This window comes from Variovorax sp. VNK109 (assembly GCF_049445855.1).
Lineage (GTDB): Bacteria > Pseudomonadota > Gammaproteobacteria > Burkholderiales > Burkholderiaceae_C > JAGOCV01.
The window spans coordinates 392,893-417,121 of record NZ_JBMSDV010000002.1 but is presented as its reverse complement, the minus strand read 5'-3'; the positions used below and the strand labels follow the sequence as shown (position 1 = coordinate 417,121).

Genomic DNA, 24,229 nt, shown 5'->3' with positions numbered 1-24,229 from the left:
ATCGTTTGGTTTCAGAAAATTCCTACACGCCTGCGCCCGCCAAGCCCACATACTCGGCGCGGGACCTGCGGTAAATTCTGCATATACCAAGGTCACGAGCCGAGGGCGGGACCCCACAGGACAACAGATTCAGATGCGTGCTTATATCGTCGAGGACAGCCAGGTCATCCGGGATGCGCTTGTTGAAAGCCTCCAGGAGCTGGTCAGCGCCGAACTGGTGGGCTTCGCCGAGAGCGAAGCCGAAGCGCGCGAATGGTTCCGCAACAATCCCGGTGGATGGGACGTCGCAATCGTCGACCTCTTCCTCAAGCAGGGTAACGGCCTGGGCGTCATCGAGGCGACCGGAAACCGCAACCCGTGGCAGAAAGTCGTCGTGCTGAGCAATTACGCCACGAATGACATCCGCGAACGTTGCTCGCGGCTCGGTGCCGACGCGGTGTTCGACAAGTCCAACGAACTCGACCTGCTCTTCGAATACCTGCTCGGTGCCACTGCCGTCGGCACCGGGGGCCGGGGCAACAGCGGCTTCAGCCAGCTGACCTGAGGTCTGTCCCGAAATCCTTCTGGGGTTCCACATCGCGCCGTGCAGCGTGACGATTGCCAATTTTTTTCCCGAGCTTGCGCGCATTCTTCTGTTCCGATGCATGTGCCGGGCGACTTCCGACGTCGCGCCGTCTTGGCCGATTGGCTTTGAGCGGAAAATGTAACAAGAATGGTGCGGGCCCTGTGTGGGCCTGGGCTCCTTCGCCGCGTAGGACACGGCCTACACGGGCGCGGTCGATGCCGCCGAGCGCGCGAGCACGTGGCGAGTCATGGCCTGCGCAAGTTCTTCCTCACCCAGGAACACCTTGCCGGCGTTCTCCTGTTCGAGCAGCCGCGCCTCGTCTTCGTTGTGCGTGCGCACGACGGTCTCGATGGTCGGGTTGAGGGCGCGCGCGGTGGCGATCATCTGCCGCACGTCGAGTGAATCGGGCGTGGCGATGACCAGCATGCGTGCCCGCGCCACGTGCGCCTGGATCAGCACCGAAGGATCGGCTGCATCGCCCGACACCGCGGCGATGCCCTCGGACCGCAGTCGCTCGACCAATTCACGGTTCTGCTCGGCCACCACGAACGGCAGGTTGTGCGCCATGAGCGCAGCGGCGATGCGTCGGCCCACGCGGCCATAGCCCACGACCACCACCTGGCGCGACAGGTACTTCTCGTCGGTCGTCATGGGAAGCTCCGCCAGCGGGTCGTCACGCATCTCGAGCTTGCGAGCCAAGGCCGACTTGGCGTGCAGCCAGCGCTGCAGTGGTTCGATGCAGCGGAAGACCAGCGGATTGAGCGCAATGGAAATCAGCGCGCCCGCCAGCACCAGGCTCTGGCCTTCCCTGGGGAACATGTTCAGCGAAATGCCCAGCCCGACGAGGATGAAGGAGAACTCGCCGATCTGCGCCAGGCTCGCCGACACCGTGAGCGCCGTGCCCAGCGGATACCGGAACGCCAGCACAAGCGCCGCAGCCGCCAGCGATTTGCCCACCACGATGATGGCGACGACCGCGAGAACCTGGAACGGTCGCTCCACCAGCACCATCGGATCGAACAACATGCCCACCGACACGAAGAACAGCACGGCAAACGCGTCGCGCAACGGCAGCGACTCTTCAGCCGCGCGATGGCTGTACTCGGACTCGCGCATCACCATGCCGGCAAAGAACGCGCCCAATGCGAACGACACGCCGAAGAGTGCCGCAGATGTGAACGCAATGCTCACCGCCGCCGCCACGACGCACAGCGTGAACAGCTCGCGTGAATTGGTGCGGGCCACCTGCCACAGCGCCCAGGGGAACACGCGGCGTCCGACCACCAGCATCAGCACCACGAAGCCGCCGACCTGGAGCAACGTCATGCCCAGCGCTTCCCACAATGCGAGCGGATCGCTCGCCTCGCTGCCACCCTTGAGCCAGCCCGCCAGCGCGGGCAGCAGTACGAGTACCAGCACCATGGCCAGATCCTCGACCACCAGCCATCCGATCGCGATGCGCCCGGTGAACGAATCGAGGATGCCCAGGCTCTCCAGCGCGCGCAGCAGAACCACGGTGCTCGCCACGGAAAGCGCCAGCCCGAAGACCAGGGCACCGCCGGGCTCCCAGCCCCACAAGGTGGCCACGCCCATGCCCAGCAGCGTCGCCACCGCCATCTGCACGATGGCCCCGGGCAGCGCAAGCTTGCGCACCGCAAGCAGGTCGTCCAGCGAAAAATGCAGCCCCACACCGAACATCAGCAGCATCACGCCGATCTCGGCGAGCTGGGCCGCGATTTCGGCATCCGCCACGAAGCCCGGCGTGTACGGGCCGATGATCACGCCGGCCAGCAGGTAGCCGACCAGCGCCGGAAGGCGCAGACGCGCCGCGATGAAGCCCAGCACGAGTGCCAGGCCCAGCCCCGCAGCGATGGTATTGATGAGGGAAACGCTGTGGGGCATCCGGCGCGGGTTCCTTCCGTCAGCCCATGTGCAGGCCGCCGTTGACCGAGAAGTCGGCGCCGGTGGAGTAGCTGCCCTCGTCGGACGCCAGCCAGGAAATGATGGAAGCGATCTCGCTCGGCTCGCCCAGGCGCTTGACAGGGATCGTCGCGACGATCTTGTCGAGCACGTCCTGGCGGATGGCCTTGACCATGTCGGTGCCGATGTAGCCCGGACTCACGGTGTTCACCGTGACGCCCTTGGAAGCGAGCTCCTGCGCCAGCGCCATGGTGAAGCCGTGCATGCCGGCCTTGGCCGCCGAATAGTTGGTTTGCCCCGCCTGGCCCTTCTCGCCGTTGACCGAGCTGATGTTGATGATGCGGCCCCAGCCTTTTTCGACCATGTCGCCCACGACCTGCTTGGTCACGTTGAACATGGAATTGAGGTTGGTCTCGATCACGGCATCCCAGTCCTCGCGGGTCATCTTGAGGAACATGCGGTCACGCGTGATGCCGGCGTTGTTGACCAGCACGTCGATGCTGCCGTGCTCGGCCTTGGCCTTGCCGAAGGCTTCGACCGTCGATTCCCAGGCACCGACGTTGCCCACGGAAGCGTAGAAGGTGAAGCCCTTTTCCTTCTGCTCGCCCAGCCACTTTGCATAGTCGCGCGTGGGGCCGCAGCCTGCGATGACCTTGAAGCCATCCTTGTGCAGGCGCTGGCAGATGGCGGTACCGATACCGCCCATGCCACCGGTCACATACGCTACTTTCTGACTCATTTTTATGCTCCTCTGAATTGAAATGAATGCCCGATTGCACGCTGTCATTCTGTCCCGTGCACTGCGCGACGCAGCTACGGGTTAACGCCACAGTGACATCAAAAACGTCACTGTGGTCGCGACAAGGACAGCGGGGTTGCGGCGGGTGCCGGAACGGCACCCCTGGTTTACCGCTCGATAGTCAGTGCAACACCCATGCCACCACCGATGCACAGGGACGCAATGCCCTTCTTCGCATCGCGACGCTGCATCTCGTGCAGGAGTGTCACCAGAATGCGGCAGCCCGATGCACCAATCGGGTGACCGATGGCAATCGCGCCGCCGTTGACGTTGACGCGGCTCACGTCCCAGCCCATCTCGTTGTTGACCGCGCAGGCCTGCGCGGCGAAAGCCTCGTTGATCTCGAGCAGGTCGAGGTCTGACGCCTTCCATCCGGCGCGCTGCAGCGCCTTGGTCGACGCCGGCACCGGGCCCATGCCCATGAAAGCCGGGTCCAGCCCGGTGGTCGCGTAACTGGCGATGCGGCCGAGCGGCTTCAGGCCGAGCGCGGCGGCCTTCTTCGCCGTCATCACCATCACGGCTGCCGCGCCGTCGTTGATGCCGGAAGCATTGCCCGCAGTCACGCCACCGGCCTTGTCGAAGGCGGGGCGCAGGCCTGCCAGCGCGTCGGCGTTGGTCTTGCGGTTGATGAACTCGTCGGTGTCGAACACTACCGGATCGCCCTTCTTCTGGGGAATCGTCACGGGCACGATCTCATCCTTGAACTTGCCGGCGTCCTGCGCGGCCGCGGCCTTCTGCTGGCTGGACAGCGCCAGCGCGTCCTGCGCTTCGCGGCTGATGCCGTACTTCTTCGCCACGTTCTCGGCGGTGATGCCCATGTGGTACTGGTTGTAGACGTCCCACAGGCCGTCCACGATCATCGAATCCACCAGCTTCCAGTCGCCCATGCGCTGGCCGTCGCGCGAATTCGGCAGCACGTGCGGCGCTGCGCTCATGTTTTCCTGGCCGCCGGCGATCACGATCTCGCTGTCGCCCGTGGCGACCGACTGCGCAGCCAGCATCACGGCCTTCAGGCCCGAGCCGCAGACCGCGTTGATGGTGAGCGCCGGTATTTCCTTCGGCAGGCCGCTCTTGATGAGCGCCTGGCGCGCCGGGTTCTGGCCCGAGCCTGCGGCCAACACCTGACCCAGGATCACTTCACCCACCTGCGATCCGTCCAGCCCGCTGCGCTTGAGCAGTTCGGCGATGACGATGGCGCCCAGTTCGGGGGCGGCGGTCCTGGCGAGCGTGCCGCCGAACTTGCCCACTGCCGTGCGGGCCGCGCTGACGATGACGATGTCTTCCATGTGTTTTCTCCTGGGATTTGATGCTATTTTGCTCGCGCCTTGACGTAGCGGCCCGGTGCGGGCTCGATGGGCTTGAACTTCGTATTGCCGTATTTCTTCGGTGCCGGCACCTGCTTGCCGCCATGCGGCTTGAGCCAGGCAGACCAGTCCGTCCACCAGCTGCCGGGGTGCTCGGTCGCGCCAGCCAGCCACTCGGGCTGGGTCGCAGGGAATTTGCCGTCGTCGCGGATCCAGTGGCTGCGCTTCTTCGCCGCCGGAGGGTTCACCACGCCGGCGATGTGCCCGGACGCGCCCATGACGAATCGTTTCTTGCCCGGCAGGTGCTGCGTACTTGCATAGGCGCCGCCGATGGGAACGATGTGGTCTTCGCGCGACCCGTAGACGTACACCGGGATGTCCACCTTGCCCAGGTCGACCTTCTTGCCGCAGACCAGCGCCTTGCCCGGCTTCACCAGATTGTTCTCGAAGTAGGTGTTCCGCAGGTACCAGGCGTACATGGGGCCCGGCAGGTTGGTCGAATCACTGTTCCAGTACAGCAGGTCGAACGGCGGGGGCGTCTCGCCCTTCAGGTAGTTGCCGACGACGTAGTTCCACACCAGGTCGTTCGGCCGCAGGAAGCTGAACGTCGAAGCCAGATCACGCCCGGGCAAGAGCCCGCCCTGCGCGAACTGCATCTCGCGGAACTTCACGAAGGCCTCGTCAATGAACACGTCCAGGATGCCGGTGTCGGCGAAGTCGAGGAAGGTCGTCAGCAGCGTGGCGCTGGCCACCGGCTTTTCGCCGCGCGCGGCGAGCACGGCCAGCGCCGTGCCGAGGATGGTGCCCCCCACGCAGAAGCCCAGCGCGTTGATCTGCCTGGCGCCGGTGATATCGCGCACCACCTGGATGGCCTCGATGCCGGCTTTCTCGATGTAATCGTCCCAGTCGGCATCGGCCAGCGACTCGTCCGGATTGCGCCAGCTCACGACAAAGGTGCGATGCCCCTGGCTCACCGAATAGCGGATGAGCGAGTTCTCGGGCTGCAGGTCGAGGATGTAGAACTTGTTGATGCAGGGCGGAATGAACAGCATCGGCCGCTCGTACACCTTGGGCGTGAGCGGCTTGTATTCGATCAGCTGGAACAACTCGTTCTCGTAGACGACGGCTCCTTCGGTCGTGGCAACGTTCCGGCCCACCTCGAATACCGACTCGTCGGTCTGGCTCATATGGCCCTGGCCGAGGTCACGCATCAGGTTCTGCAAGCCCCTGGCGATGCTCTCGCCCTGCGTGTCCACCGCGCGCTGCTGTGCGTCGGCGTTGGATGCAAGGAAATTGCTCGGTGCCGTCGCCGCCAGCCATTGCTCGACCGCAAAGCGCACGCGCGCACGGGTTTTTTCGTCCGACTCGACCGCATCGGCAAGGCCCATCAGCGTGCGGGCATTGAGCAGGTAGAGCGCCGCATTGAACGCCGCCATCGGGTTGTGCGACCACGCCTCGGCCGAAAACCGGCGGTCCTTGAGTTTCGTGCCGGCCTGCACGCCTTCATTCCAGAGGCTGGAGGCTTCACGCACGTAGTCCTGCTGCAGCGACTGGACTTTGTCCTGGGAGAACACGATCGGCTTGCCGATCGACTTCTGGAATTCCTCGCCGAAAAGTTGCTGAAACTGCTGGGTGGGGAGCACCCAATCTGCTCCAGAATTCATTCTTGTCTCCTATGCGCTGCGTGATCCGGGATTACCCTAGTATGTCGGAATTGAACTGGCGCGACAACCGATTGTGGAGTGAATGGATGTATCTCGTCGTGATCGCGTGGATGTATGTGGTGCTGATGATGTCGGTTGCCGAAGCCACGAACACCACCGGCACGATCCTCGGTGCCATCGTCACCTTCGTGCTCTACGGCGTATTGCCGATGTCCATCGTGGTCTACATCCTGGGCACGCCGGGCCGCAAGCGGAAGATCAAGGCACGGGAGGAGGAAGAAGCACGTGCGGCAGCCGCACAGCGTGCAGCACAACACGCCACACAAAGCGCCTCAGTCAGCGCCTCAGTCGCGCCAGATGAAAGCCGCGAAGCGCCCGCTGACGCGATCGCGCCGGTGGGAAAAGAAACGTGATGCCTGCCTGACGGTGCACCAGTCGTCGCTGCCGTCATTGCCGTGAACCGAGGCAACGCCAAGCGCCGATAGCCGCTGTCGCGCGAGCCCCTGCAGATCGCCCAGCCACTTCCCGGCAGCGCCCGCCGCATGCGGTGCAAAGCACGCCGAAGCCCCCGCGTCATCGGCTTCGAACGCCGCCTTCACCTCGTCCCCGACCTCGAATGCGCGCGGGCCGATGCAGGGGCCGAGCCATACACGCGTCCGTGCCGCCGCGAGGCCCACCGGCTGGCCCATTTCGCGCGCGAGCGCCGACAGCGCGGATTCGATCACGCCACCGGCAAGACCGCGCCAACCCGCGTGCGCGGCTGCGACGGCCTGACCCGAGTCATGCGCGAACAGCAGAGGCAAGCAGTCCGCCACCATGATCGTGCAGGCCACACCGCGCTCGGTGGTGACGCAGGCATCGGCCGTCACGCCATCTGGCGTTGCGGCAGAAAGCCGTGCCGCCTGCGCCCCGTGGACCTGCTGCATGAAGACCGGACGCGCGCCGAGCGCCCGCTGCGCCTGCGCCCTGTTCGCGTGGACAGCCACCGGGTCGTCGCCGACGTGGTCGCCGAGATTGAGGCTGTCGTATGCGCCCGTGGACTGTCCGCCCCGGCGCGTCGAGCAGGCCGCCCGCACGCCCACGGGCAAGTGCCAGTCCGGCTCGATCCAGGCTTCAGGCAGGGAGCCGGTCAGGGTGTCGGGCAACGACATGTCGTGACGCTTCAGGCTTCCGAGTCAGGGCAGAACGAGGGCTGCGCCTTCTGGAAAGCCTCGAGTTTCATGCAGGCATCGAAAGCAGCCATGGTGCGCGGCAAGCCGCTGAAGTCGCAGTCGAAACGTTTGCCATTGAAGATCTGGGGGACCAGGCAGCAGTCCACGAGCGTCGGCGCATCGCCGAAGCAATAGGTGGACGCAGGCAGTTGTGCCAATTGCCGCTCGAACGCCACAAGACCTTCGCGCACCCAGTGGCGGTACCAGACATTCTTGGCGTCTTCGCCGACCTTGAGCTCGCGCACCAGGTACTTGAGCACGCGCAGGTTGTTGATGGGGTGGATCTCGCAGGCGATGGACTGCGACAGCGCATGCACCTGCGCCTTGGCATAAGCATCGGCGGGAAGCAGCGCGGGCGCAGGATGCACGGCTTCGAGGTATTCGATGATCGCCATCGATTGCGAGAGTCGCCGGCCATCGTCCAGTTCGAGCATGGGCACCAGGGTGTCCGCAGAGATCAAGGCGTAGGGTGCCTGCTTGTGGTCGCCCTTGGCGATGTGCACCGGCACGTACTCGTACGCCAGCCCCTTGAGTTCGAGCGCGATGCGCACGCGGAAGGAGGCCGAGGAGCGGAAATAGTTGTAGAGCTTCATGAGTGCCAAGCATAAACGCCGCAGCGATCGCGGCACCCGCTTCAAAGCCCCAGCCAGCGGCACAGCGCGACCGTGGCCGCGCCCGCCAGCGCCAGCAGGAACGCGCGATCAATGCGCAGATTCACCTCCCATGCCTCAGCGCCGCCGCGCAGACGGGCCAGAGGTCGGACTTGCTCTTCCACATCGCCACCCCGATGGCCGCGCCGGGCGCGAGCGGCTGGGCCATCACGAACCCATGCCAGAAGCCGGCGCGGGTGAAAGACACGTCCCCCCGGTTCGCCTTCTCCGTCATGGAAGGCGACTTTACTGGAACGGGGCTTTGCCCGTCAGCGTCAGCCGCCCACGACCAGCCGGATGGCCGGCATGACGCGCTCGCTCTCGACGCGCCGCTCCAGCGCCATGCGCATGTTCATCTGCGCGACCTCGATGTGTTCCACGGCCAGTGCCTGAGCGCGCGCGCCCTCGCCCGCCTTGAGCGCGGCGAACAGCATGTGGTGCTGGCGGTGTGCGTAGTGCATCCAGTCCCGGTCCTGCTCCATCGTCGATTGCATCGGCAGCATGGCCGAGGCCGGCGCGAAGGGCAGCTTGTCGTTCAATGCCACGGAGCGCTGCAGCGCCCGGTTACCGCAGGCTTCGAGGATCAGCGCGTGGAAGCGGTTGTTCATGGCCGCATAGTCGGCATAGCTCTCGTAAGTGAGCGGGTTGGCAGCGAGCGCACGGTCGCCCTCGTCCAGACAGGCCTGCAGGTCCATCTGCAACTGGCGCGGAAGGCCGTGCTCCGCGACGAGGCGCGCAGCCATGCCTTCCAGATGCCCGCGCACCGCAATGGCGTCAGCCACTTCACGCGGCGTGAACTGGCGCACCAGATAGCCGCCGGTCTCGTTGACCTCGACCAACCCTTCCTGCTCCAGGGTCACCAGCGCCGCCCGCACGGGTGTGCGGGACGCACCGAGGCGCTCGGCCAGTTGCTGTTCAGCCAGCCGCTGACCGGGTTCGAATTCGCCGCGCAGGATCAGGTCCCGCAATTGCATGAGAACGGTGTCTTGCAAGTTCATGGATCAGACTGTACACTGAATTTTAGAAACGGTATACCGTTTAATTATTTTGGTATCCAGCCCTATTTTCAAGTCTCAAGGAAGCCCCGATGAAAGCCGAGCAGAACGAATTGATCACCCGTGTCGGACCCGGCACACCCGCCGGCGCCGTGCTGCGCCAGTACTGGCAGCCGGTAGCCCTGGTGGACGAGTTCAACCCGAAGCTCGACCCGCGAATGGAAAAGCGCCCCGTCAAGCCGGTGCGCGTGCTGGGCCAGGACATGGTGCTGTTCAAGGACGAGCAAGGCCGCTGGGGCCTGCTGGATCGCGACTGCCCGCACCGGGGCGCCGACCTCGCCTTCGGCCGCCGTGAAGCCGATGGCCTGCGCTGCCCCTTCCACGGCTGGAAGTTCGCAGCGGACGGCACCTGTCTCGAAACGCCGGCTGAACCCGCCGGCAGCAAGCTGTGCGAACGCGTGCGCCAACGCAGCTACCCCATCATCGAGAAGGCAGGCGTGCTGTTCGGGTGGTTCGGTGAAGAGGGCAAGGCGCCGCCGCCCATGCCCAACTTCGACGCGTTTGCAGCGCCGGCCACGCACAGCTTCGCATTCAAGGGCCTGTGGAATGCCAACTGGCTGCAGGCGTTCGAAGTCGGCATCGACCCCGCCCACCCGTCCTTCCTGCACCGCTTCCTGCAGGACGAAGCGCTGGAAGAGATCGGCAACAACGCCGCCGGCAAGCAGTTCCGCAGCGCAAGTGCGGGCAACTACGACGGCGAGCAGTGGCCGATGACGCGCATCATGCGCGAGTTCTGCCAGCCCGAGATCAGCGTGGAGCAGAAGCCCTGGGGCATCCAGCTCACCGCCCTGCGCCCGATGACGGAGAAGCTCACGCACGTGCGCATCACCAACTCGATCTTCCCGTCGACCTTCGTGATCCCGCTGTCCGAGACGATGACGATCACCCAGATGCACGTGCCGGTGGACGACACGCACACCTACTGGTATTCGTTCTTCACCAGCTTCGACGGTCCGCTCGACAAGGAAGCCATGCGCGCCCAGCGCCAGCAGTTCATCACCCTGCCCGACTACACGCCGGTTTCCGGCCGCCATAACAACTGGGGTTTCAATTCCGAAGAGCAGATGACGACCACCTACCTCGGCATGGGCGAGGAAGACATCAACGTGCATGACCAGTGGGCCGTCGAAAGCATGGGCCCCATCCAGGACCGCACCCGCGAACACCTGGGCACGAGCGACAAGGTGATCATGGCCAACCGCCGCATGCTGCTGGCCGCGATCGAAACCGTGGCCGCAGGCGGCACCGGCCCGGGCATCGCCTCGGCGGAAACCGCGGCGTCGATCGACGGCGGCCCGGACACGGTGGATGGCATCGCGCCTGCGGGTGAATGGCCCACCTGGTGGATCAAGCAGGTCGACGACAAGCGCGCGAATGCCCCCTGGATCGCGAAGGCGCCCGGCGAAACGGAAACTGCTGCATGACGAGCTTTGCGGAACGTTGCGGCATCCACGATGCCGCCCGCGAGAGTGCAATCGCGCAAACCTGCAAGGTCATCGACGCGAGCGGCCTCGAGCTGGTGCGCTTCGGCTGGTGCGACATGCACGGCGTCGTGCGCGGCAAGACGCTCGTGGCCTCGGCCGTCGAAGGCGCGTTGCGCGCCGGTGTGGGGCTGGTGAGTTCGGCGGTACTCAAGGACACCTCCGATCGCACCGCCTTCAAGATCTTCGAGAAAGGCGGCGCTGCCGACCTGCCGGGCTTCGAGTTCGCCGGCAATACGCTGCTCATGGCCGACCCGTCGACGCTGAAAACGCTGCCATGGGCCGAGCGCACCGGCTGGCTGCGCGGGCAGCTCCATCACCCCGACGGAAAACCCGTCGCGCAGGACACGCGCCATGTGCTGCAACAGGCACTGAAGCGGCTGGCCGACGCGGGCTACGGCATGAAGTGCGGACTCGAAGTCGAGTTCCACATCTATCGCATCGAGGACGAAAGCCCGGCAACCGACCCCGAGCTTGCGGGCTGGCCTGGCCTGCCGCCGCGCGTATCGATGCTGCACCCGGGCTATCACATGCTCGCAGAAAGCAATTTCGACCTGACCGAAGAGCCGCTGCGCATCGTGCAGCGCACGGCGCAGGCGCTCGGCCTTCCGCTGACCTCGCTGGAGATCGAGTTCGGCCCGAGCCAGGTGGAGGCCGTGTTCGACGTGAGCGATGCGCTCACCGCCGCCGACAACATGGTGCTGTTCCGCAGCGCGGTGCGCCAGGCCCTGCGCCGCGCAGGCTACTACGCCACCTTCGTGTGCCGGCCGCCCTTTCCGCACATCATGTCCAGCGGCTGGCACCTGCACCAGTCGCTGGTGGACCTGAAGACCGGTGCCAATGCATTCCGCCGCAGCGAACCTGCCCCCGGCGCGACACCTGCCGATGCGCAGTTCCTGTTGAGCGAGGTCGGCGAGCACTACATGGCGGGCCTGCTCGACCACGCACGCGGCATGGCCGTGTTCTGCACGCCGACGATCAACGGCTTCGGCCGTTTCCGCCCCAACGCGCTGGCACCCATGGCCGCGCTCTGGGGTCGGGACAACCGTGGCGCGATGATCCGCCTCGTCGGTGAATGCGGCGACAGCGCAACACGGGTGGAAAACCGCATCGGCGAGCCGACGGCCAATCCCTACCTGTACATCGCCTCGCAGATCCACGCGGGCCTGGACGGCATCGAACGCAAGCTGAAGGCGCCGCCCGCGACCGACTCGCCCTACGCCGCCGCCAGCACGCCGCTTCCGACCCATCTGGGTGAAGCCCTCGACGCGCTGAAGGCGGACACCACGCTGTGCAAGGCCTTCGGCGACGACCTGATCAAGGCATTCGATCGCGTCAAACGTGCCGAGGTCGAGCGTCACGAACAAGCCGCCGACAAGGACGACTTCCAGCGCCGGGAATACTTCAGCCGGTTCTGACGCGAGTCGGTTCCAATGCAGGGCGCAAACGCCAAGACGAACACGAACACAACCACCACGATCACCATGGTCACCATCCATCTCGTCAGTGCCGACGGCACCACCACCACCGTCGAATCCAAGCCGGGCTTCAGCCTCATGGAAGCGGCCATCCACGACAACGCCAAGGGCATCGAAGCCGACTGCGGCGGGCTGCTCACCTGCGCCACCTGCCACGTGATGGTGCGCGAGCCCTTCGCGAGCCAGTTGCCGCCGCCCGACGACGACGAACTCGGCATGCTCGATTTCACCGCGTCGCCACGCCAGCCCAACAGCCGGCTGAGCTGCCAGATCAAGCTGACCGACGAGATCAGCGGCATCACGGTAGACTTGCCGGCCACCCAGCACTGAAGCGCGAACATGATCCTCGAACTCGCAGACATCCGCATCCAGCCCGGCCAGCAGGCAGCCTTCGAAGAGGCCATCGAGCGCGGACTGAAGACCGTGATCTCCAAGGCCCAGGGCTTCCGCGACTTCAAGGTGAGCAAGGGCATCGAATCGCCCGAGCGGTACGTCCTGCAGATTCACTGGGAGACGCTGGAGAACCACACGGTGGATTTCCGCGGCTCCGATCTGTTCACGCAATGGCGCGCGATCGTCGGGCCGTTCTTCGCGGCGCCGCCGGTGGTCGAACACTTCAATCTGGTGATCAAGTCGCCGGCCTGATCCGGCCGGCGTGGCGGATCAGGCCCCGCCGGCTTCATGACCGGCAACGAGCTTTCCCAGCAGGCGGATGAGTTGCCCGCGCTCGCGCGCATCCAGCGGGCTCGTGATGCGAGCCTGCGCGCGGTTGACCGCACGCTTCATCTGGCCGACGACGGCCTCGCCCTCTGGCGTCACCCACAACAGTTTGCGACGCCGGTCATTCGCGTCAGCTTCGCGCCGGACCCAACCCTTGGCTTCGAGCCGGCTGATGACCGAGCCGGAAGTGGCCGCGTCGAACGCCACCCGCCCCGCCAGCGTCACCTGGTCTTCGCCGGGGGTGTCCATCAGGGCGTTGAGAAGGGCGAACTGCACCGGCGTGATGCCGAAATCCGCTGTTTCTTCCGTGAAGATGGCCACCGCCATCTGGTGCGTTCGCCGCACCAGATAGCCCGGTGCGTGCTGAAAATCGTAGCTGCTGGGCATGGCGGCGAGTTTAGGTGACGTCCCTGTGCGCGCCTTGCGGGTAAACACCGCAAGAGATCCTTGCACTTGATATGTACACTTAGCATTCATGACTTTCATCACTGAACCCAGCCGGCAGACGAAGGTGCTCGGCGAATACGACGTCGTCGTGCTCGGTGGCGGGCCAGCCGGCATGGCGGCCGCTGTGTCGGCGGCAAGCGCGGGGCAGCGCACGCTGCTCATCGAGCGCTACGGCTTCCTTGGGGGCATGGGCACGGCAGCGGGCGTCACCAACTTCTGCGGCCTGCACGCGAATGTGCATGGCGAGATCCGGCAGGTCGTGCACGGCGTCGCGTCGGACCTGCTTGCGCGCATCGACAAGCTGGGCGGGCTGAACGCGCCGCATACCGTATTCGGCAAGACCTCCGCGCAGGCCTACGACACCGCTGCCTACAAGATCGCCGCCGACGATTTGCTGCTGTCTGCCGGTGTCGAACTGCTGTTCCATGCGCTGGCCGCCGGTGTGGTCATGGACAGCGAGCGGCGCGTGCAGGCGCTGCTGGTCGAGACGAAGTCGGGTCGCGGTGCGGTCGTGGGCCGCGCGTTCATCGACTGCTCGGGCGACGGCGACCTGGCCGCATGGGCTGGCGCGCCCTTCGAGAAGGGCGATGGCGAAGGCCACATGCTCTACCCGTCCACGATGTTCCGGCTCAACGGCATCGATCCGCAGCGCGCAGGCAGCGACTGGGGCGTGATCCCACGCCTGATGCTCGAAGCCGAAGCGGCCGGCCGCTACAAGTTTCCGCGAAAGACGCCCATCGTCCGCCCCCAGAAGAACCCGGTCGAGTGGCGCGTGAACCTCACGCAACTGGGCAATGCGCAAGGCAACGCCATGGACGGCACCGACGCACGCGAACTGAGCGATGCCGAAGTGCTCGGCCGCAAGCAGATCGCCAGCGTGGCCGGCTTCCTGAAGGAAGTGCCGGGCTTCGAGCAGTCCTACATCGTGGACATCGCGCCGCAGGTGGGCATCCGCGAGACACGCCGCATCAGGGGCCTGTATGAACTGACCGAGCCGGACGTGCTGGAGTGCGCCAGTTTCGACGACACGATCGGTGTCAACGGCTGGCCACTCGAACTGCACCTCAAGGGAGACGTCGAATTCCGCTGGCCGAAGATCCCCCAAAGCCGCGGCTTCAACCACCTGCCCTACCGCATGACGGTGCCGCTCGGCCTGGACAACGTGTGGGTGGCAGGCCGCTGCGCATCGATGACGCACGAAGCCCAGTCCGCCGCGCGCGTGACCGGCGCGTGCTTCGTCATGGGCCAGGCGGCGGGCACGGCCGCCGCGCTTGCGCTGCTGAAACAGACAACCGCAGCCGACGTGGACGTTGGCGCGCTGCAGACCCGGCTCAAGGCTGAAGGCGCCTACCTCGGCACGGAGTGGTAGCCAATCACCCGCCCCGAAAAAAGGAGACACGCATGAACGCCCCACTCACGCCCGGCGCAGTGAACGCCCTGGGCGCAGCACAGGCCGCCGAGTTGCGCAAGCAGCTTTACGCCGACATGTCACCGCTGAACCTCACGCCGCTGTGGGAAGTCCTGCACGCGCTTGTGCCACAGCAGCCGCAGACACCGTGCGTGCCCGCGCTCTGGAAGTACGACGAGGTGCGCCCGTTCCTTATGCGCGCCGGTACAGCCATCACTGCCGACGAAGCCGTGCGCCGCGTGCTGATCCTGGAGAACCCGGCGCTGCGGGGCCAGTCAGCGATCACGCAGTCGCTGTATGCCGGCCTGCAGCTCATCATGCCGCGCGAAGTGGCGCCGAGCCACCGGCACACGCAAAGCGCGCTGCGCTTCATCGTCGAGGGGTCGGGCGCTTACACCGCCGTGGATGGCGAGCGCACCACCATGCACCCGGGCGACTTCATCATCACCCCGAGCTGGACCTGGCACGACCATGGCAATGACACCGACGAACCGGTGGTTTGGCTCGACGGGCTGGACATTCCCACCATCCGCTTCTTCGACGCCGGCTTCGCGCAGAACGACGACGGCAAGGTGCAGAAGGTCACGCGCCCCGAAGGCACGAGCCTTGCGACCTACGGCAACAACATGGCGCCGCTGCGCCGCGACGCACCTTACGGTGCCACATCCCCCATCTTCAGTTACCCGTACGCGCGCACGCGCGACGCGCTGCACCAGCTCGAACGCGATGCGCCCATCGACGACTGGGATGGTGTGAAGCTGCGCTATGTGAACCCATCGACCGGCGGCTCGCCGATGCCGACTATGGCCACGTTCATGCAGCGCCTGCCCGCCGGCTTCAACGGCAAGGCGTACCGGCAGACCGACGGCGCGGTGTTCAGCGTCGTCGAAGGCACCGGTTCGGTGCAGGTTGCGCGCGGCGACGCCACGCACACATTCCACTTCGGCCCGCGCGATCATTTCGTCGTGCCCTCGTGGCACACTGCGCGCTTCAGCTCCCAGACGGGCTGCGTGCTGTTCAGTTTTTCAGATCGACCCGTGCATCAGGCATTGGGCATTCACAAGGAAGAAAGGTTGTCATGAGCTACGTTTTCGCGCCGGCCCCCACGGTTTCGGTTCCCGTTGTCGGCCGCGCCGAGCGCTTTCCGGTCCACCGCGTCTACTGCGTGGGCCGCAACTACGAAGAACACGCCAAGGAGATGGGCTTCACCGGTCGTGAGCCGCCCTTCTTCTTCCTGAAGCCGGCCGACGCCGTCGTCGCCGTCGAAGCGGGCCAGACCGGCAGCATTGCCTACCCCACGCTCACGAAGAACTTCCACCACGAGATCGAGCTCGTCGTGGCCATCGGCACCGGCGGCCGCAACATCAAGGCGGCGGATGCTTTCAAGCACATCTACGGCTACGCCGTGGGCCTGGACATGACACGCCGCGATCTGCAGAACGACATGAAGAAGCAGGGCCGCCCCTGGTGCATCGGCAAGGCGTTCGAACAATCGGCACCCATCGGGCCGATCACGCCCGTGGCCGATGCCGGCGATGTGCCCAACGCCGAGATCTGGCTGCAGGTGAACGGCACGGACCGCCAGCGCAGCAACGTTTCCAAGCTGATCTGGAACATCGGCGAGACCATCGAACACCTGTCCGCCGCGTGGGACCTGCAGCCGGGCGACCTGATCTACTCCGGCACGCCCGAAGGCGTGGCCGCCGTGGTGCAGGGCGACACGCTGGTCGGCAGCGTGGGTGGCCTGGGCACGCTCACCATCAAGGTGGCGTGATCCGCCAGTCCAGTTGCCTGAGCAGGCAGGCGGGACATCCGCTTGCTTTCGGCGCCGGGCGGTTACATTCCCCGGCTGGCGCGGCCTTTGCTTGCCACATGCGCCAGCATCCCAATAAAAACATCCATAACAAATGGGCGGATTGGAGACGTAGTTGAAAGTTCTTGAATTCCTCTCGAAGCTCTGTGCCATCCTGGCCGGCGTGCTTCTGACAGTCATCACCCTGATGACCTGCGCGAGCCTCCTGGGCCGCAACACCATCGGCGTGACCATCGTGGGCGACTTCGAGCTCACCGGCGTCGCAACCGGCGCAGCCATCGCCATGTTCATGCCCTGGTGCCAGTTCAGGCGCGGCAACATCATCGTGGACTTCTTCACCACAAAACTCGGTGACCGCACGAACGACAAGTTCGACCGCTTCGGTGCCCTGTTGCTTGCAGGCGTGTTCGCGCTGCTGGCCTGGCGCACCGTGCTCGGCGGCATCAATTCGTACGACACCAACTCCACCACGATGATGATGGGCTTCCCCGAATGGACCGTGTACGCAGCCATGGTGCCGGCCTTCGTGCTGGCGTCGGTGGTCGGCCTCTGGCAGACACTCTTCGGCTTCGGTGAGACGGAGGCCCACCCATGACCCCCATCACGCTCACGCTCCTGATCTTCGGGCTGATGCTGGTCTTCATGGCCATCCGCACGCCCATCGCCATCGCCATGTTCGTGGCCGGCGCTGTCGGCTATGTGATGCAGACCGGCTGGCTGCCGCTGGCAAACTTCCTCAATACGCAGGCCTTTGCACGTTTTGCGAGTTACGACCTGTCGGTCATCCCGCTGTTCATCCTGATGGGGCATTTCGCCACGCAGGGCGGCATCAGCAAGGCGCTGTTCTCGTTCGCCGCATCCGTCACGCGCCGCTTCAAGGGCGGTCTGGCCATGGCTGCGGTGTTGGCCTGCGCGGCCTTCGGTGCGATCTGCGGCTCCTCGGTCGCCACCTCGGCCACCATCACCGGCGTGGCGCTGCCGGAGATGAAGCGCCACGGCTACTCGGGGCGCCTCGCCACCGGTACGCTCGCGGCCGGTGGCACGCTCGGCATCCTGATTCCTCCTTCGGTGCCGCTGGTGATCTACGCCATCCTGACCGAGCAGAACATCGCCAAGCTGTTCGCGGCTGCGATGGTGCCCGGCATCATCGCGCTGGTCGGCTACATCATCGCGATCTCGGTCTATGTGCGCGTGGTGCCCGGCCAGGCGCCCGAGAACGAATCGGGCATCGAGCCGGTGTCGCTGAAGGGTTCGCTCGCGGTCCTGCCCATCGCCATCATCTTCCTGCTGGTCTTCGGCGGCATCTACGGCGGCTGGTTCACACCCACCGAAGGTGCGGCCGTCGGTGCGGCCGCTACCTTCGTGGCCGCGCTGATCAAGCGCGAGATCACCTGGGACAAGTTCAAGCAGTGCTTCTACGCCACGGCGGAAAGCTCGGCCATGATCTTCCTGATCTTCATCGGGGCGGACCTGATGAACGCGGCCCTCGCCCTCACGCAGGTGCCCAACCAGCTCGCGTCGGTCGTCGGCGGCTGGGGCCTGTCGCCGGTGATGGTCGTCACGGCCATCATGCTGTTCTACGTCGTGCTCGGCGCGGTCATGGACGAGTTGTCCATGCTGCTGCTGACCATCCCGATCTTCTTTCCGATGGTCATGGGCCTGGATTTCGGCATGCCCAAGGAGTCGGTTGCCATCTGGTTCGGCATCATGGTGCTGATGACGGTGAGCTTCGGACTGCTCGCGCCGCCGGTCGGCCTGAACGTGTACGTGGTCAATGGCCTGGCCAAGGACGTGCCGATCGGCGAAAGCTATCGCGGTGTCATGCCTTGCCTGGCCAGCGACGTGATCCGCGCCACCGTGCTGCTCCTGTTCCCGGGCATCTCGCTGTGGCTGGTGCAGTACATCGGCTAGCGGCGTCAGAAGTTCCCTTCGGGAGCGGCGCAAACCATAGGGCATACACCATGGACGCGCCGGGAGGTTTCCCTTACCTTGTTGCCATCATTTTTTTGCATTGAAACCGAGGAGTGAAGATGATCCAGAGACGTACCCTGCTCAAGTCCGGCGCTGCCGTGGCCCTGGGCGCACCCGCCCTCACCGGCTTCGCGCAGTCGACCGTGACGCTGAAGTTCCACACCTTCATGGCCCCGCAGTCTGCCGTCTGGCTCGACATGCACAAGCCCTGGATGGACAAGGTCGAGAAGGAATCGGGCGGCCGCATCAAGTTCGAAGGCTACCCGGCCATGCAGCTGGGCGGCACGCCCGTGCAGCTGTATGACCAGGCCAAGGACGGCGTGGTCGACATCGTGTGGACGCTGCCCGGCAACACGGCCGGCCGCTTCCCGCGCATCGAGGTGTTCGAACTGCCCTTCATGATGAGCAATGCCGAAGCCACCTCCAAGGCGTACTGGGAATACGTGCAGACCGTCGCACCCGACGAGTTCAAGGACACGCAGGTGCTCGCGCTGCAGGTGCACGGCCCGGGCGTCATCCACACGACCGACAAGCCGGTGAAGACGGTGGACGACATGCGCGGCCTCAAGCTGCGCGCGCCCACCCGCCAGGTGACCAAGCTGGTGGCATCGCTCGGCGCGACGCCGGTCGGCATGCCGCTGCCCAGCATCCCCGATGCGCTGTCCAAGGGCACCATCAACGGCTGCGTGATCCCGTGGGAAGTGGTTCCGTCGGTCAAGGTGCACGAGCTCACCAAGTACCACGCCGAGTTCGACCCGGCGGGCGGCAGCCTCTACACCACCACCTTCGTGATGGCGATGAACAAGGCGAAGTACAACTCGCTGCCGCCTGACCTGAAGAAGGTCATCGACAACAACTCCGGCATGGCCACCTCGGCCTGGCTGGGCAAGACGCAGCAGGGCAACGACCCGAAGGGCCGCAAGCCGGCAGCCGATCGCGGCAACACCATCTTCACGGTGGGCGCAGCCGAAGCGCAGGAATTCCGCCGCAAGTCGCGTGCGATCGAAGTGGAATGGGTGGCCGACATGGACAAGCGCGGCTTCGACGGCCGCAAGCTGCTCGACACGGCCCGCAGCCTGATCGACAAGCACACCAGGACCACCAAGTCCTGATCGGCTCGCCGGCTGTTTGTCAAAGGGCTCCTCCGGGAGCCCTTTTCTTTTGACGCGCACGCTTCCCGTAAACTCGACGCATGACTTTGCAGAGCCAGATCAAGTACTGCCGGAACTGCGGCACTGCCGTCGCGTACCGGGTGCCTGATGACGGCGATGTGCGCGAACGCGCGGTCTGCCCGGCCTGCAACACCATCCACTACGAAAACCCGCTCAACGTGGTGGGCACCGTGCCCTTCCTGGATGACAAGGTCCTGCTCTGCAAGCGCAACATCGAGCCGCGCTGGGGCAAGTGGACGCTGCCCGCCGGCTTCATGGAGCTCGGCGAAACCACCGCACAGGGCGCCGCGCGCGAGACGGACGAAGAAGCCGGCGCGCAGATCGAGATGCAATCCCTCTTCACCGTGCTGAGCGTCCCACGTGTCGGGCAGGTGCATATGTTCTATCTCGCCCGCCTGCTGAGCGACAAGTTCGCGCCGGGGCATGAAACCATCGAAGCACGGCTCTTCACCGAAGCCGAGATTCCCTGGGACGAGATCGCCTTCCGGACGGTGAAGGAAACGCTGGAGCAGTATTTCGCCGACCGCCGCGCCGGGTCGTTTGGCGTGCACAACATCGACATCGCGTGAGTCGCGTCGCAGACACACCGGAAAAGGTACTTTGATGAAGTCCACCCCCGACTGGCGTTTCGTCCTGCCCGCACTGCTGGCGATGTTCATCGTCCCGGCGGCTTCGGCCCAGAAGATCGGCGACGTCGATACCGCCTTCCAGCTCATCGGGCCGGATCACAAGATCGTGGTCGAAGCCTACGACGACCCGAAGGTCGCAGGCGTCACGTGCTATGTCTCGCGCGCGCGCACCGGCGGCATCTCGGGCGCACTCGGTCTCGCCGAAGACAAGGCCGAAGCCTCGATCGCCTGCCGGCAGGTGGGCCCGATCACGTTCAGGCAACCCCTGCCCCGCCAGGAGGAAGTGTTCAGCGAACGCATGTCGGTGCTCTTCAAGCGGTTGCGCATCGTCCGCATGGTCGACACCCAACGCAACACGCTCGCCTATCTGACCTATTCGGAACGCCTGGTCGATGGATCACCGATGAACAGCATCACCGCCGTGCCCATCGACCGCGCAACAGCGATCCCCGTGAAGTGACGTCATGACGTTCGAAGTGAAGCTGGACCCCGCCGGCATCGCATTCGAAGCATTGCCGGATCGCCCCTTGCTCCAATCGGCAGAAGCGGCCGGCATCGCACTGCCGAGCTCGTGCCGCAACGGCACCTGCCGCACCTGCATCGTCCAGTCCACCGAAGGCACCGTGCGCTACGACATCGAATGGCCCGGCGTCAGTGCCGAAGAAAAAAAGGAAGGCTGGATCCTTCCCTGCGTGGCACGTCCCACGAGCAACCTCACGCTTTGTGTCGAGTGGGTTCCACGCTTCGATTTGTAAGTGAAACGCGGGCCGGAAACAGGTCCGGAGTTATCAATCCTTGACATTTTTCGAGGCCATTTCTCATCGTTCGTCACTAGACTTTCCCTCTTCCCATCACGCGCCTACGATGCGCCCCATGTTCATGTGCTCACGCTGCATGACGCGTTGAATGGAGGGGAACAACATGAGAATCGCTGTACTGGATGACGACCTGAGCCAGCTCGAGCTCACACGTGCGACGCTGGAAGCCATCGGCCACGACTGCCGACTTTTCTCCAAAGGCCTGGCGCTGCTGCACGAGCTGCGACGGGAAACCTACGACCTGCTCATCCTCGACTGGCATCTACCCGATACCAGCGGCCCGGAGATCGTCAGGTGGATCCGGAGCAACTACAAGGACCGCATTCCGGTCCTTTTCCTCACCAACCGCAATCAGGAACAGGACGTCGTCGAGGGCCTGTCCTGCGGCGCAGACGATTTCATGATCAAGCCGATGCGCGTGGGTGAACTGGCTGCACGCGTTCAGGCCCTCCTGCGGCGCGTTTACCCGGTCAGCAAGGTGCAGCAAAAGGAATGGGGACGGTTCCACTTCTTTCCGGCCGACCGGCGCGTGGAGATCGACGGGTCACCGGTGACGCTCACGCAGAAGGAGTTCGACCTCGCGTTCTTCCTGTTTTCCAACATGGGGCGGCTGCTGTCGCGCCAGCATCTGCTGGACACGATGTGGAGCGCAAGCAACCAGTCCAGCCCGGACGTGATGTCGCGCACGCTGGACACGCACATCTCCAAAGTGCGCTCGCTGCTCGGCCTGCGGCCGGAAAACGGCTTCCGCCTCACGGCGGTGTACGGACAGGGTTACCGCTTCGAATCGCTGGAAGCCGCAGCGGTCACGGGCAAGTAACCCCGCCTTTCATGCGGGCCGGTCAGGGCCGGCTCAACCGGTGAACCACTTCGCCGGCACGGTCACCAGTTGCGGGAACATCACCATGAGGATGATCAGCGCGAACTGGGCGGCCATGAACGGCAGTACGCCGCGGGTGACGTCATCCATCTTGATCTTGCCGACACCTGCGACCGCGTTGAGCACCACGCCCACGGGCGGCGTGATGAGCCCGATGGCATTGTTCATGATGAACAGCACACCGAAGTAGACCGGATCGATGCCAGCCGCCTTCACCACGGGCATCAGCACGGGCGTGAGGATGAGGATGGTCGGCGTCATGTCGAGCGCGGTGCCGACCACCATCACGAGCACCATGATCGCGAACATCAGCAATCTGGGGTTGTCGATGAAAGGCTGCAGCAGCGACACCACCTTGGACGGCAGATCGGCCACGGTGATCAGCCACGCGCTCACCATTGCGGCGGCCACAAGCAGCATGACCACCGCACTCGTCTTGGCAGCCGCAACGAACACGCGGTAAAGCTGGTGCCACTTGAGTTCGCGGTACACGACGGTCGAGATGAACAGCGCATAGACCGCCGCGACCACCGCAGCCTCCGTCGGCGTGAAGACACCGAACTTCAGGCCGACGATGATGATGACAGGCAGCACCAGCGCCCAGCTCGCTTCGCGCAATGCACGCATCATTTCCACCGTGCTCTTGCGGGGCGGCGCCTCCACCTTTTCGCGGCGGACCAGCCACCACCAGGTGAGCCACAACGCCGCGCCCAGCATGAACCCCGGGGCGATGCCCGCGAGGAACAGCTTGGACACCGACACGTTGGCAGCGACACCGAAGATCACGAAGCCGATGCTGGGCGGGATCACCGGCGCGATGATGCTGGCCGAAGCGATCAACCCCGCCGACCGCGCACGGTCATGCCCTGCTGCCACCATCATCGGCAGCAGCAGCGCCGTCAAGGCAGCGGCATCGGCCACGGCCGAGCCGGACAGCGCAGCCAGCAGGCACGCCGCGATGATGGTCACGTAACCCAGGCCGCCGCGCACATGGCCGACAAGCGTGAGTGCCAGATTGACGATGCGGCGCGAAAGTCCACCGACGTTCATGATTTCGCCGGCCAGGATGAAGAACGGCGCGGCGAGCAACGGAAAGCTGTCCGCGCCGTTGATCAGGTTCTGGGCAAGGATCTGCGCGTCGAACAGGTCCAGATGCCACATGAGTGCCACGCCGCTGACCAGCAGCGAAAACGCGATCGGGATGCCCAGGGCCATCGCGCCCAGCAGGGTGCCCACGAAGATGAGGATCGTCATGCCGGCTCCTCCTCGGACTCGCGCATGGCAGCAAGCGCCTCGGGCGTAATCCTGCCGCTGACCAGCCCCCAGAGATCGGCCAGCAGGATGAGGATTGCCGAGACCGCGAACACGATGCCGCTTGCATAGAAGATGGCCATGGACGCGCCGCTCGACGGCGCCGTCACGTCCAGGTTGATGCGCGCCTGCTCCCAGGCACCGCGCAGCACCAGCCAGCTCGTGCCGATCATCATCACGTAGGCGATGACCAGGCATACCTTCTTGCCTGTGCTGTTCAGCCGATCGAGCAGCATGCTCGTGCCCAGGTGGGCCCGCTCACGCAATGCGACGATGGCGCCCAGGAACGTGATCCAGATGAAGAACCAGCGCGACATCTCTTCCGAGACGGAGATGCCGGAGTTGAAGATGTAGCGCAGGGCCACATTCCCGAACACCAGCACCACCATCACGAACAGGCCCGCGGCGATCAGCGCCTCGAGGGCGCGGCAATAGTAACGAAACGCCTTGTCCATGGTGCCCCTCACGCCGCCCTGGCAGCAGCTGCCTTGCCCTCGCGCACGATCTCCACCAGCGCGCGCAGGCCCGCCGTGTACGAGCGCCAGCCGAGCCCCTGGATGGTGGCCTTCACCGCGGGCGAGATGATGGAGTGATGCCGCCACGGCTCGCGCGCGCCGATGTTGGACATGTGGATTTCCAGCACCGGGAACGGCATCGCCTTGATCGCGTCGTGCAGCGACACGCCATGCTGCGTCAACCCCGCAGGATTGAGCAGCGCACCGTCGGCGATGTCGATGTTGTCGTGGAAGCGGTCCACCAGTGTCCCCTCGTGGTTGGACTGGTGGATCTCGAGTTCGACATCCAGCTCGCGCGCCAGGCCCTGGAGCCGCTCGTTGATCTCGGCCAGCGTGGTCGTGCCGTAGATGTGCGGCTCCCGCCGCCCGAACAGGTTGAGGTTCGGGCCGTGAAGTACCAGGAATTTCATGAAGTCGC

Annotated in this window: 28 protein-coding genes; 16 read left to right on the top strand and 12 right to left on the bottom strand. The window is 65.0% G+C overall.

The features are described 5' to 3' along the window. Positions 1–133: 133 nt before the first annotated feature. Positions 134–544, top strand: a complete 411-nt coding sequence (locus ACO2Q9_RS09550; RefSeq protein WP_423310611.1) for a response regulator transcription factor — start codon at positions 134–136, stop codon at positions 542–544. Positions 545–763: 219 nt separating this feature from the next. On the opposite strand, the gene ybaL is transcribed toward ACO2Q9_RS09550, so the two are convergent. From ybaL to phaC, 4 genes are all read right to left on the bottom strand, one after another. Next, positions 764–2,467, bottom strand: a complete 1,704-nt coding sequence (gene ybaL, locus ACO2Q9_RS09545; RefSeq protein WP_423310609.1) for a YbaL family putative K(+) efflux transporter — start codon at positions 2,465–2,467, stop codon at positions 764–766. Positions 2,468–2,486: 19 nt separating this feature from the next. Beyond that, positions 2,487–3,224, bottom strand: coding sequence for an acetoacetyl-CoA reductase (gene phbB, locus ACO2Q9_RS09540; protein WP_423310607.1), 738 nt, complete (start codon positions 3,222–3,224; stop codon positions 2,487–2,489). A gap of 167 nt (positions 3,225–3,391) precedes the next feature. Beyond that, on the bottom strand, positions 3,392–4,570 hold the full coding sequence (locus ACO2Q9_RS09535) for an acetyl-CoA C-acetyltransferase (RefSeq protein WP_423310605.1): 1,179 nt from the start codon (positions 4,568–4,570) through the stop codon (positions 3,392–3,394). 23 nt (positions 4,571–4,593) lie between these two features. Then, positions 4,594–6,252, bottom strand: a complete 1,659-nt coding sequence (gene phaC, locus ACO2Q9_RS09530) for a class I poly(R)-hydroxyalkanoic acid synthase (RefSeq protein WP_423310603.1) — start codon at positions 6,250–6,252, stop codon at positions 4,594–4,596. A gap of 86 nt (positions 6,253–6,338) precedes the next feature. Here phaC and ACO2Q9_RS09525 point away from each other — a divergent pair, with 86 nt between their 5' ends. Next, complete coding sequence (locus ACO2Q9_RS09525; protein ID WP_423311236.1) at positions 6,339–6,665, top strand: hypothetical protein; 327 nt, start codon at positions 6,339–6,341, stop codon at positions 6,663–6,665. Here ACO2Q9_RS09525 and pgeF read toward each other — a convergent pair. The 4 genes from pgeF to ACO2Q9_RS09505 all read right to left on the bottom strand — a co-directional run bounded on the left by pgeF (position 6,597) and on the right by ACO2Q9_RS09505 (position 9,111). Beyond that, on the bottom strand, positions 6,597–7,403 hold the full coding sequence (pgeF, locus tag ACO2Q9_RS09520; RefSeq protein ID WP_423310601.1) for a peptidoglycan editing factor PgeF: 807 nt from the start codon (positions 7,401–7,403) through the stop codon (positions 6,597–6,599). The genes ACO2Q9_RS09525 and pgeF overlap by 69 nt on opposite strands. 11 nt (positions 7,404–7,414) lie before the next feature. After that, positions 7,415–8,056, bottom strand: coding sequence for a maleylacetoacetate isomerase (maiA, locus tag ACO2Q9_RS09515; RefSeq protein ID WP_423310599.1), 642 nt, complete (start codon positions 8,054–8,056; stop codon positions 7,415–7,417). Between the two features lie 121 nt (positions 8,057–8,177). Continuing rightward, a complete protein-coding gene (locus ACO2Q9_RS09510; protein WP_423310597.1) occupies positions 8,178–8,321 on the bottom strand; it encodes a hypothetical protein in 144 nt (47 codons plus the stop codon). A 67-nt stretch (positions 8,322–8,388) separates the two neighbouring features. Then, positions 8,389–9,111, bottom strand: coding sequence for a GntR family transcriptional regulator (locus tag ACO2Q9_RS09505; RefSeq protein WP_423310595.1), 723 nt, complete (start codon positions 9,109–9,111; stop codon positions 8,389–8,391). Between the two features lie 89 nt (positions 9,112–9,200). Between ACO2Q9_RS09505 and ACO2Q9_RS09500 the strand changes: the two genes are divergently transcribed. From ACO2Q9_RS09500 to ACO2Q9_RS09485, 4 genes are all read left to right on the top strand, one after another. Further along, positions 9,201–10,592: a Rieske 2Fe-2S domain-containing protein gene (locus tag ACO2Q9_RS09500; RefSeq protein WP_423310593.1), complete on the top strand. Its 1,392-nt coding sequence runs from the start codon at positions 9,201–9,203 to the stop codon at positions 10,590–10,592. Continuing rightward, positions 10,589–12,067: a glutamine synthetase family protein gene (locus tag ACO2Q9_RS09495; protein WP_423310591.1), complete on the top strand. Its 1,479-nt coding sequence runs from the start codon at positions 10,589–10,591 to the stop codon at positions 12,065–12,067. Before ACO2Q9_RS09500 ends, ACO2Q9_RS09495 begins: the two co-directional genes overlap by 4 nt. Positions 12,068–12,133: 66 nt before the next feature. Next, on the top strand, positions 12,134–12,457 hold the full coding sequence (locus tag ACO2Q9_RS09490) for a 2Fe-2S iron-sulfur cluster-binding protein (RefSeq protein ID WP_423310589.1): 324 nt from the start codon (positions 12,134–12,136) through the stop codon (positions 12,455–12,457). A 9-nt stretch (positions 12,458–12,466) separates the two neighbouring features. Beyond that, a complete protein-coding gene (locus tag ACO2Q9_RS09485; protein ID WP_423310587.1) occupies positions 12,467–12,772 on the top strand; it encodes an antibiotic biosynthesis monooxygenase family protein in 306 nt (101 codons plus the stop codon). 18 nt (positions 12,773–12,790) lie between these two features. Here the strand turns inward: ACO2Q9_RS09485 and ACO2Q9_RS09480 are convergent, their stop codons facing one another. Next, positions 12,791–13,234 carry a MarR family winged helix-turn-helix transcriptional regulator gene (locus tag ACO2Q9_RS09480; RefSeq protein ID WP_423310585.1) on the bottom strand — a complete coding sequence of 148 codons (444 nt, stop codon included), beginning with the start codon at positions 13,232–13,234 and terminating at the stop codon, positions 12,791–12,793. A gap of 88 nt (positions 13,235–13,322) precedes the next feature. On the opposite strand from ACO2Q9_RS09480, the gene ACO2Q9_RS09475 reads away from it, so the two are divergent. From ACO2Q9_RS09475 to ACO2Q9_RS09430, 10 genes are all read left to right on the top strand, one after another. After that, positions 13,323–14,663, top strand: coding sequence for an FAD-dependent oxidoreductase (locus tag ACO2Q9_RS09475; RefSeq protein ID WP_423310583.1), 1,341 nt, complete (start codon positions 13,323–13,325; stop codon positions 14,661–14,663). 32 nt (positions 14,664–14,695) lie between these two features. Then, complete coding sequence (gtdA, locus tag ACO2Q9_RS09470; protein WP_423310581.1) at positions 14,696–15,784, top strand: gentisate 1,2-dioxygenase; 1,089 nt, start codon at positions 14,696–14,698, stop codon at positions 15,782–15,784. Next, the gene (locus ACO2Q9_RS09465; protein ID WP_423310579.1) at positions 15,781–16,476 is read left to right on the top strand and encodes a fumarylacetoacetate hydrolase family protein; all 696 of its coding nucleotides are present in this window, start codon (positions 15,781–15,783) and stop codon (positions 16,474–16,476) included. The genes gtdA and ACO2Q9_RS09465 overlap by 4 nt, the downstream gene beginning before the upstream one ends. A gap of 154 nt (positions 16,477–16,630) precedes the next feature. After that, entirely contained in the window at positions 16,631–17,110 is a 480-nt protein-coding gene (locus ACO2Q9_RS09460) for a TRAP transporter small permease (RefSeq protein ID WP_423310577.1), read from the top strand. After that, a complete protein-coding gene (locus tag ACO2Q9_RS09455) occupies positions 17,107–18,426 on the top strand; it encodes a TRAP transporter large permease (RefSeq protein ID WP_423310575.1) in 1,320 nt (439 codons plus the stop codon). The genes ACO2Q9_RS09460 and ACO2Q9_RS09455 overlap by 4 nt, the downstream gene beginning before the upstream one ends. A 119-nt stretch (positions 18,427–18,545) precedes the next feature. Further along, positions 18,546–19,598 carry a TRAP transporter substrate-binding protein gene (locus ACO2Q9_RS09450; RefSeq protein WP_423310573.1) on the top strand — a complete coding sequence of 351 codons (1,053 nt, stop codon included), beginning with the start codon at positions 18,546–18,548 and terminating at the stop codon, positions 19,596–19,598. Between the two features lie 80 nt (positions 19,599–19,678). Next, positions 19,679–20,227, top strand: coding sequence for an NUDIX hydrolase (locus tag ACO2Q9_RS09445; RefSeq protein WP_423310571.1), 549 nt, complete (start codon positions 19,679–19,681; stop codon positions 20,225–20,227). 82 nt (positions 20,228–20,309) lie between these two features. Continuing rightward, a complete protein-coding gene (locus tag ACO2Q9_RS09440) occupies positions 20,310–20,747 on the top strand; it encodes a CreA family protein (RefSeq protein ID WP_423311234.1) in 438 nt (145 codons plus the stop codon). A 4-nt stretch (positions 20,748–20,751) separates the two neighbouring features. Then, positions 20,752–21,042 carry a 2Fe-2S iron-sulfur cluster-binding protein gene (locus tag ACO2Q9_RS09435; protein WP_423310569.1) on the top strand — a complete coding sequence of 97 codons (291 nt, stop codon included), beginning with the start codon at positions 20,752–20,754 and terminating at the stop codon, positions 21,040–21,042. Positions 21,043–21,208: 166 nt separating this feature from the next. Beyond that, positions 21,209–21,925 (top strand): response regulator transcription factor, encoded by a 717-nt coding sequence (locus tag ACO2Q9_RS09430; protein ID WP_423310567.1) that lies wholly within the window; start codon positions 21,209–21,211, stop codon positions 21,923–21,925. A gap of 33 nt (positions 21,926–21,958) precedes the next feature. On the opposite strand, the gene ACO2Q9_RS09425 is transcribed toward ACO2Q9_RS09430, so the two are convergent. From ACO2Q9_RS09425 to ACO2Q9_RS09415, 3 genes are read right to left on the bottom strand one after another with little or no spacing between them, the layout of a single operon-like run. After that, positions 21,959–23,239: a TRAP transporter large permease subunit gene (locus ACO2Q9_RS09425; RefSeq protein WP_423310565.1), complete on the bottom strand. Its 1,281-nt coding sequence runs from the start codon at positions 23,237–23,239 to the stop codon at positions 21,959–21,961. Continuing rightward, the gene (locus ACO2Q9_RS09420; protein WP_423310563.1) at positions 23,236–23,751 is read right to left on the bottom strand and encodes a TRAP transporter small permease; all 516 of its coding nucleotides are present in this window, start codon (positions 23,749–23,751) and stop codon (positions 23,236–23,238) included. Before ACO2Q9_RS09420 ends, ACO2Q9_RS09425 begins: the two co-directional genes overlap by 4 nt. An 8-nt stretch (positions 23,752–23,759) precedes the next feature. Beyond that, entirely contained in the window at positions 23,760–24,221 is a 462-nt protein-coding gene (locus ACO2Q9_RS09415) for a type II 3-dehydroquinate dehydratase (RefSeq protein WP_423310561.1), read from the bottom strand. Positions 24,222–24,229 lie beyond the last annotated feature (8 nt).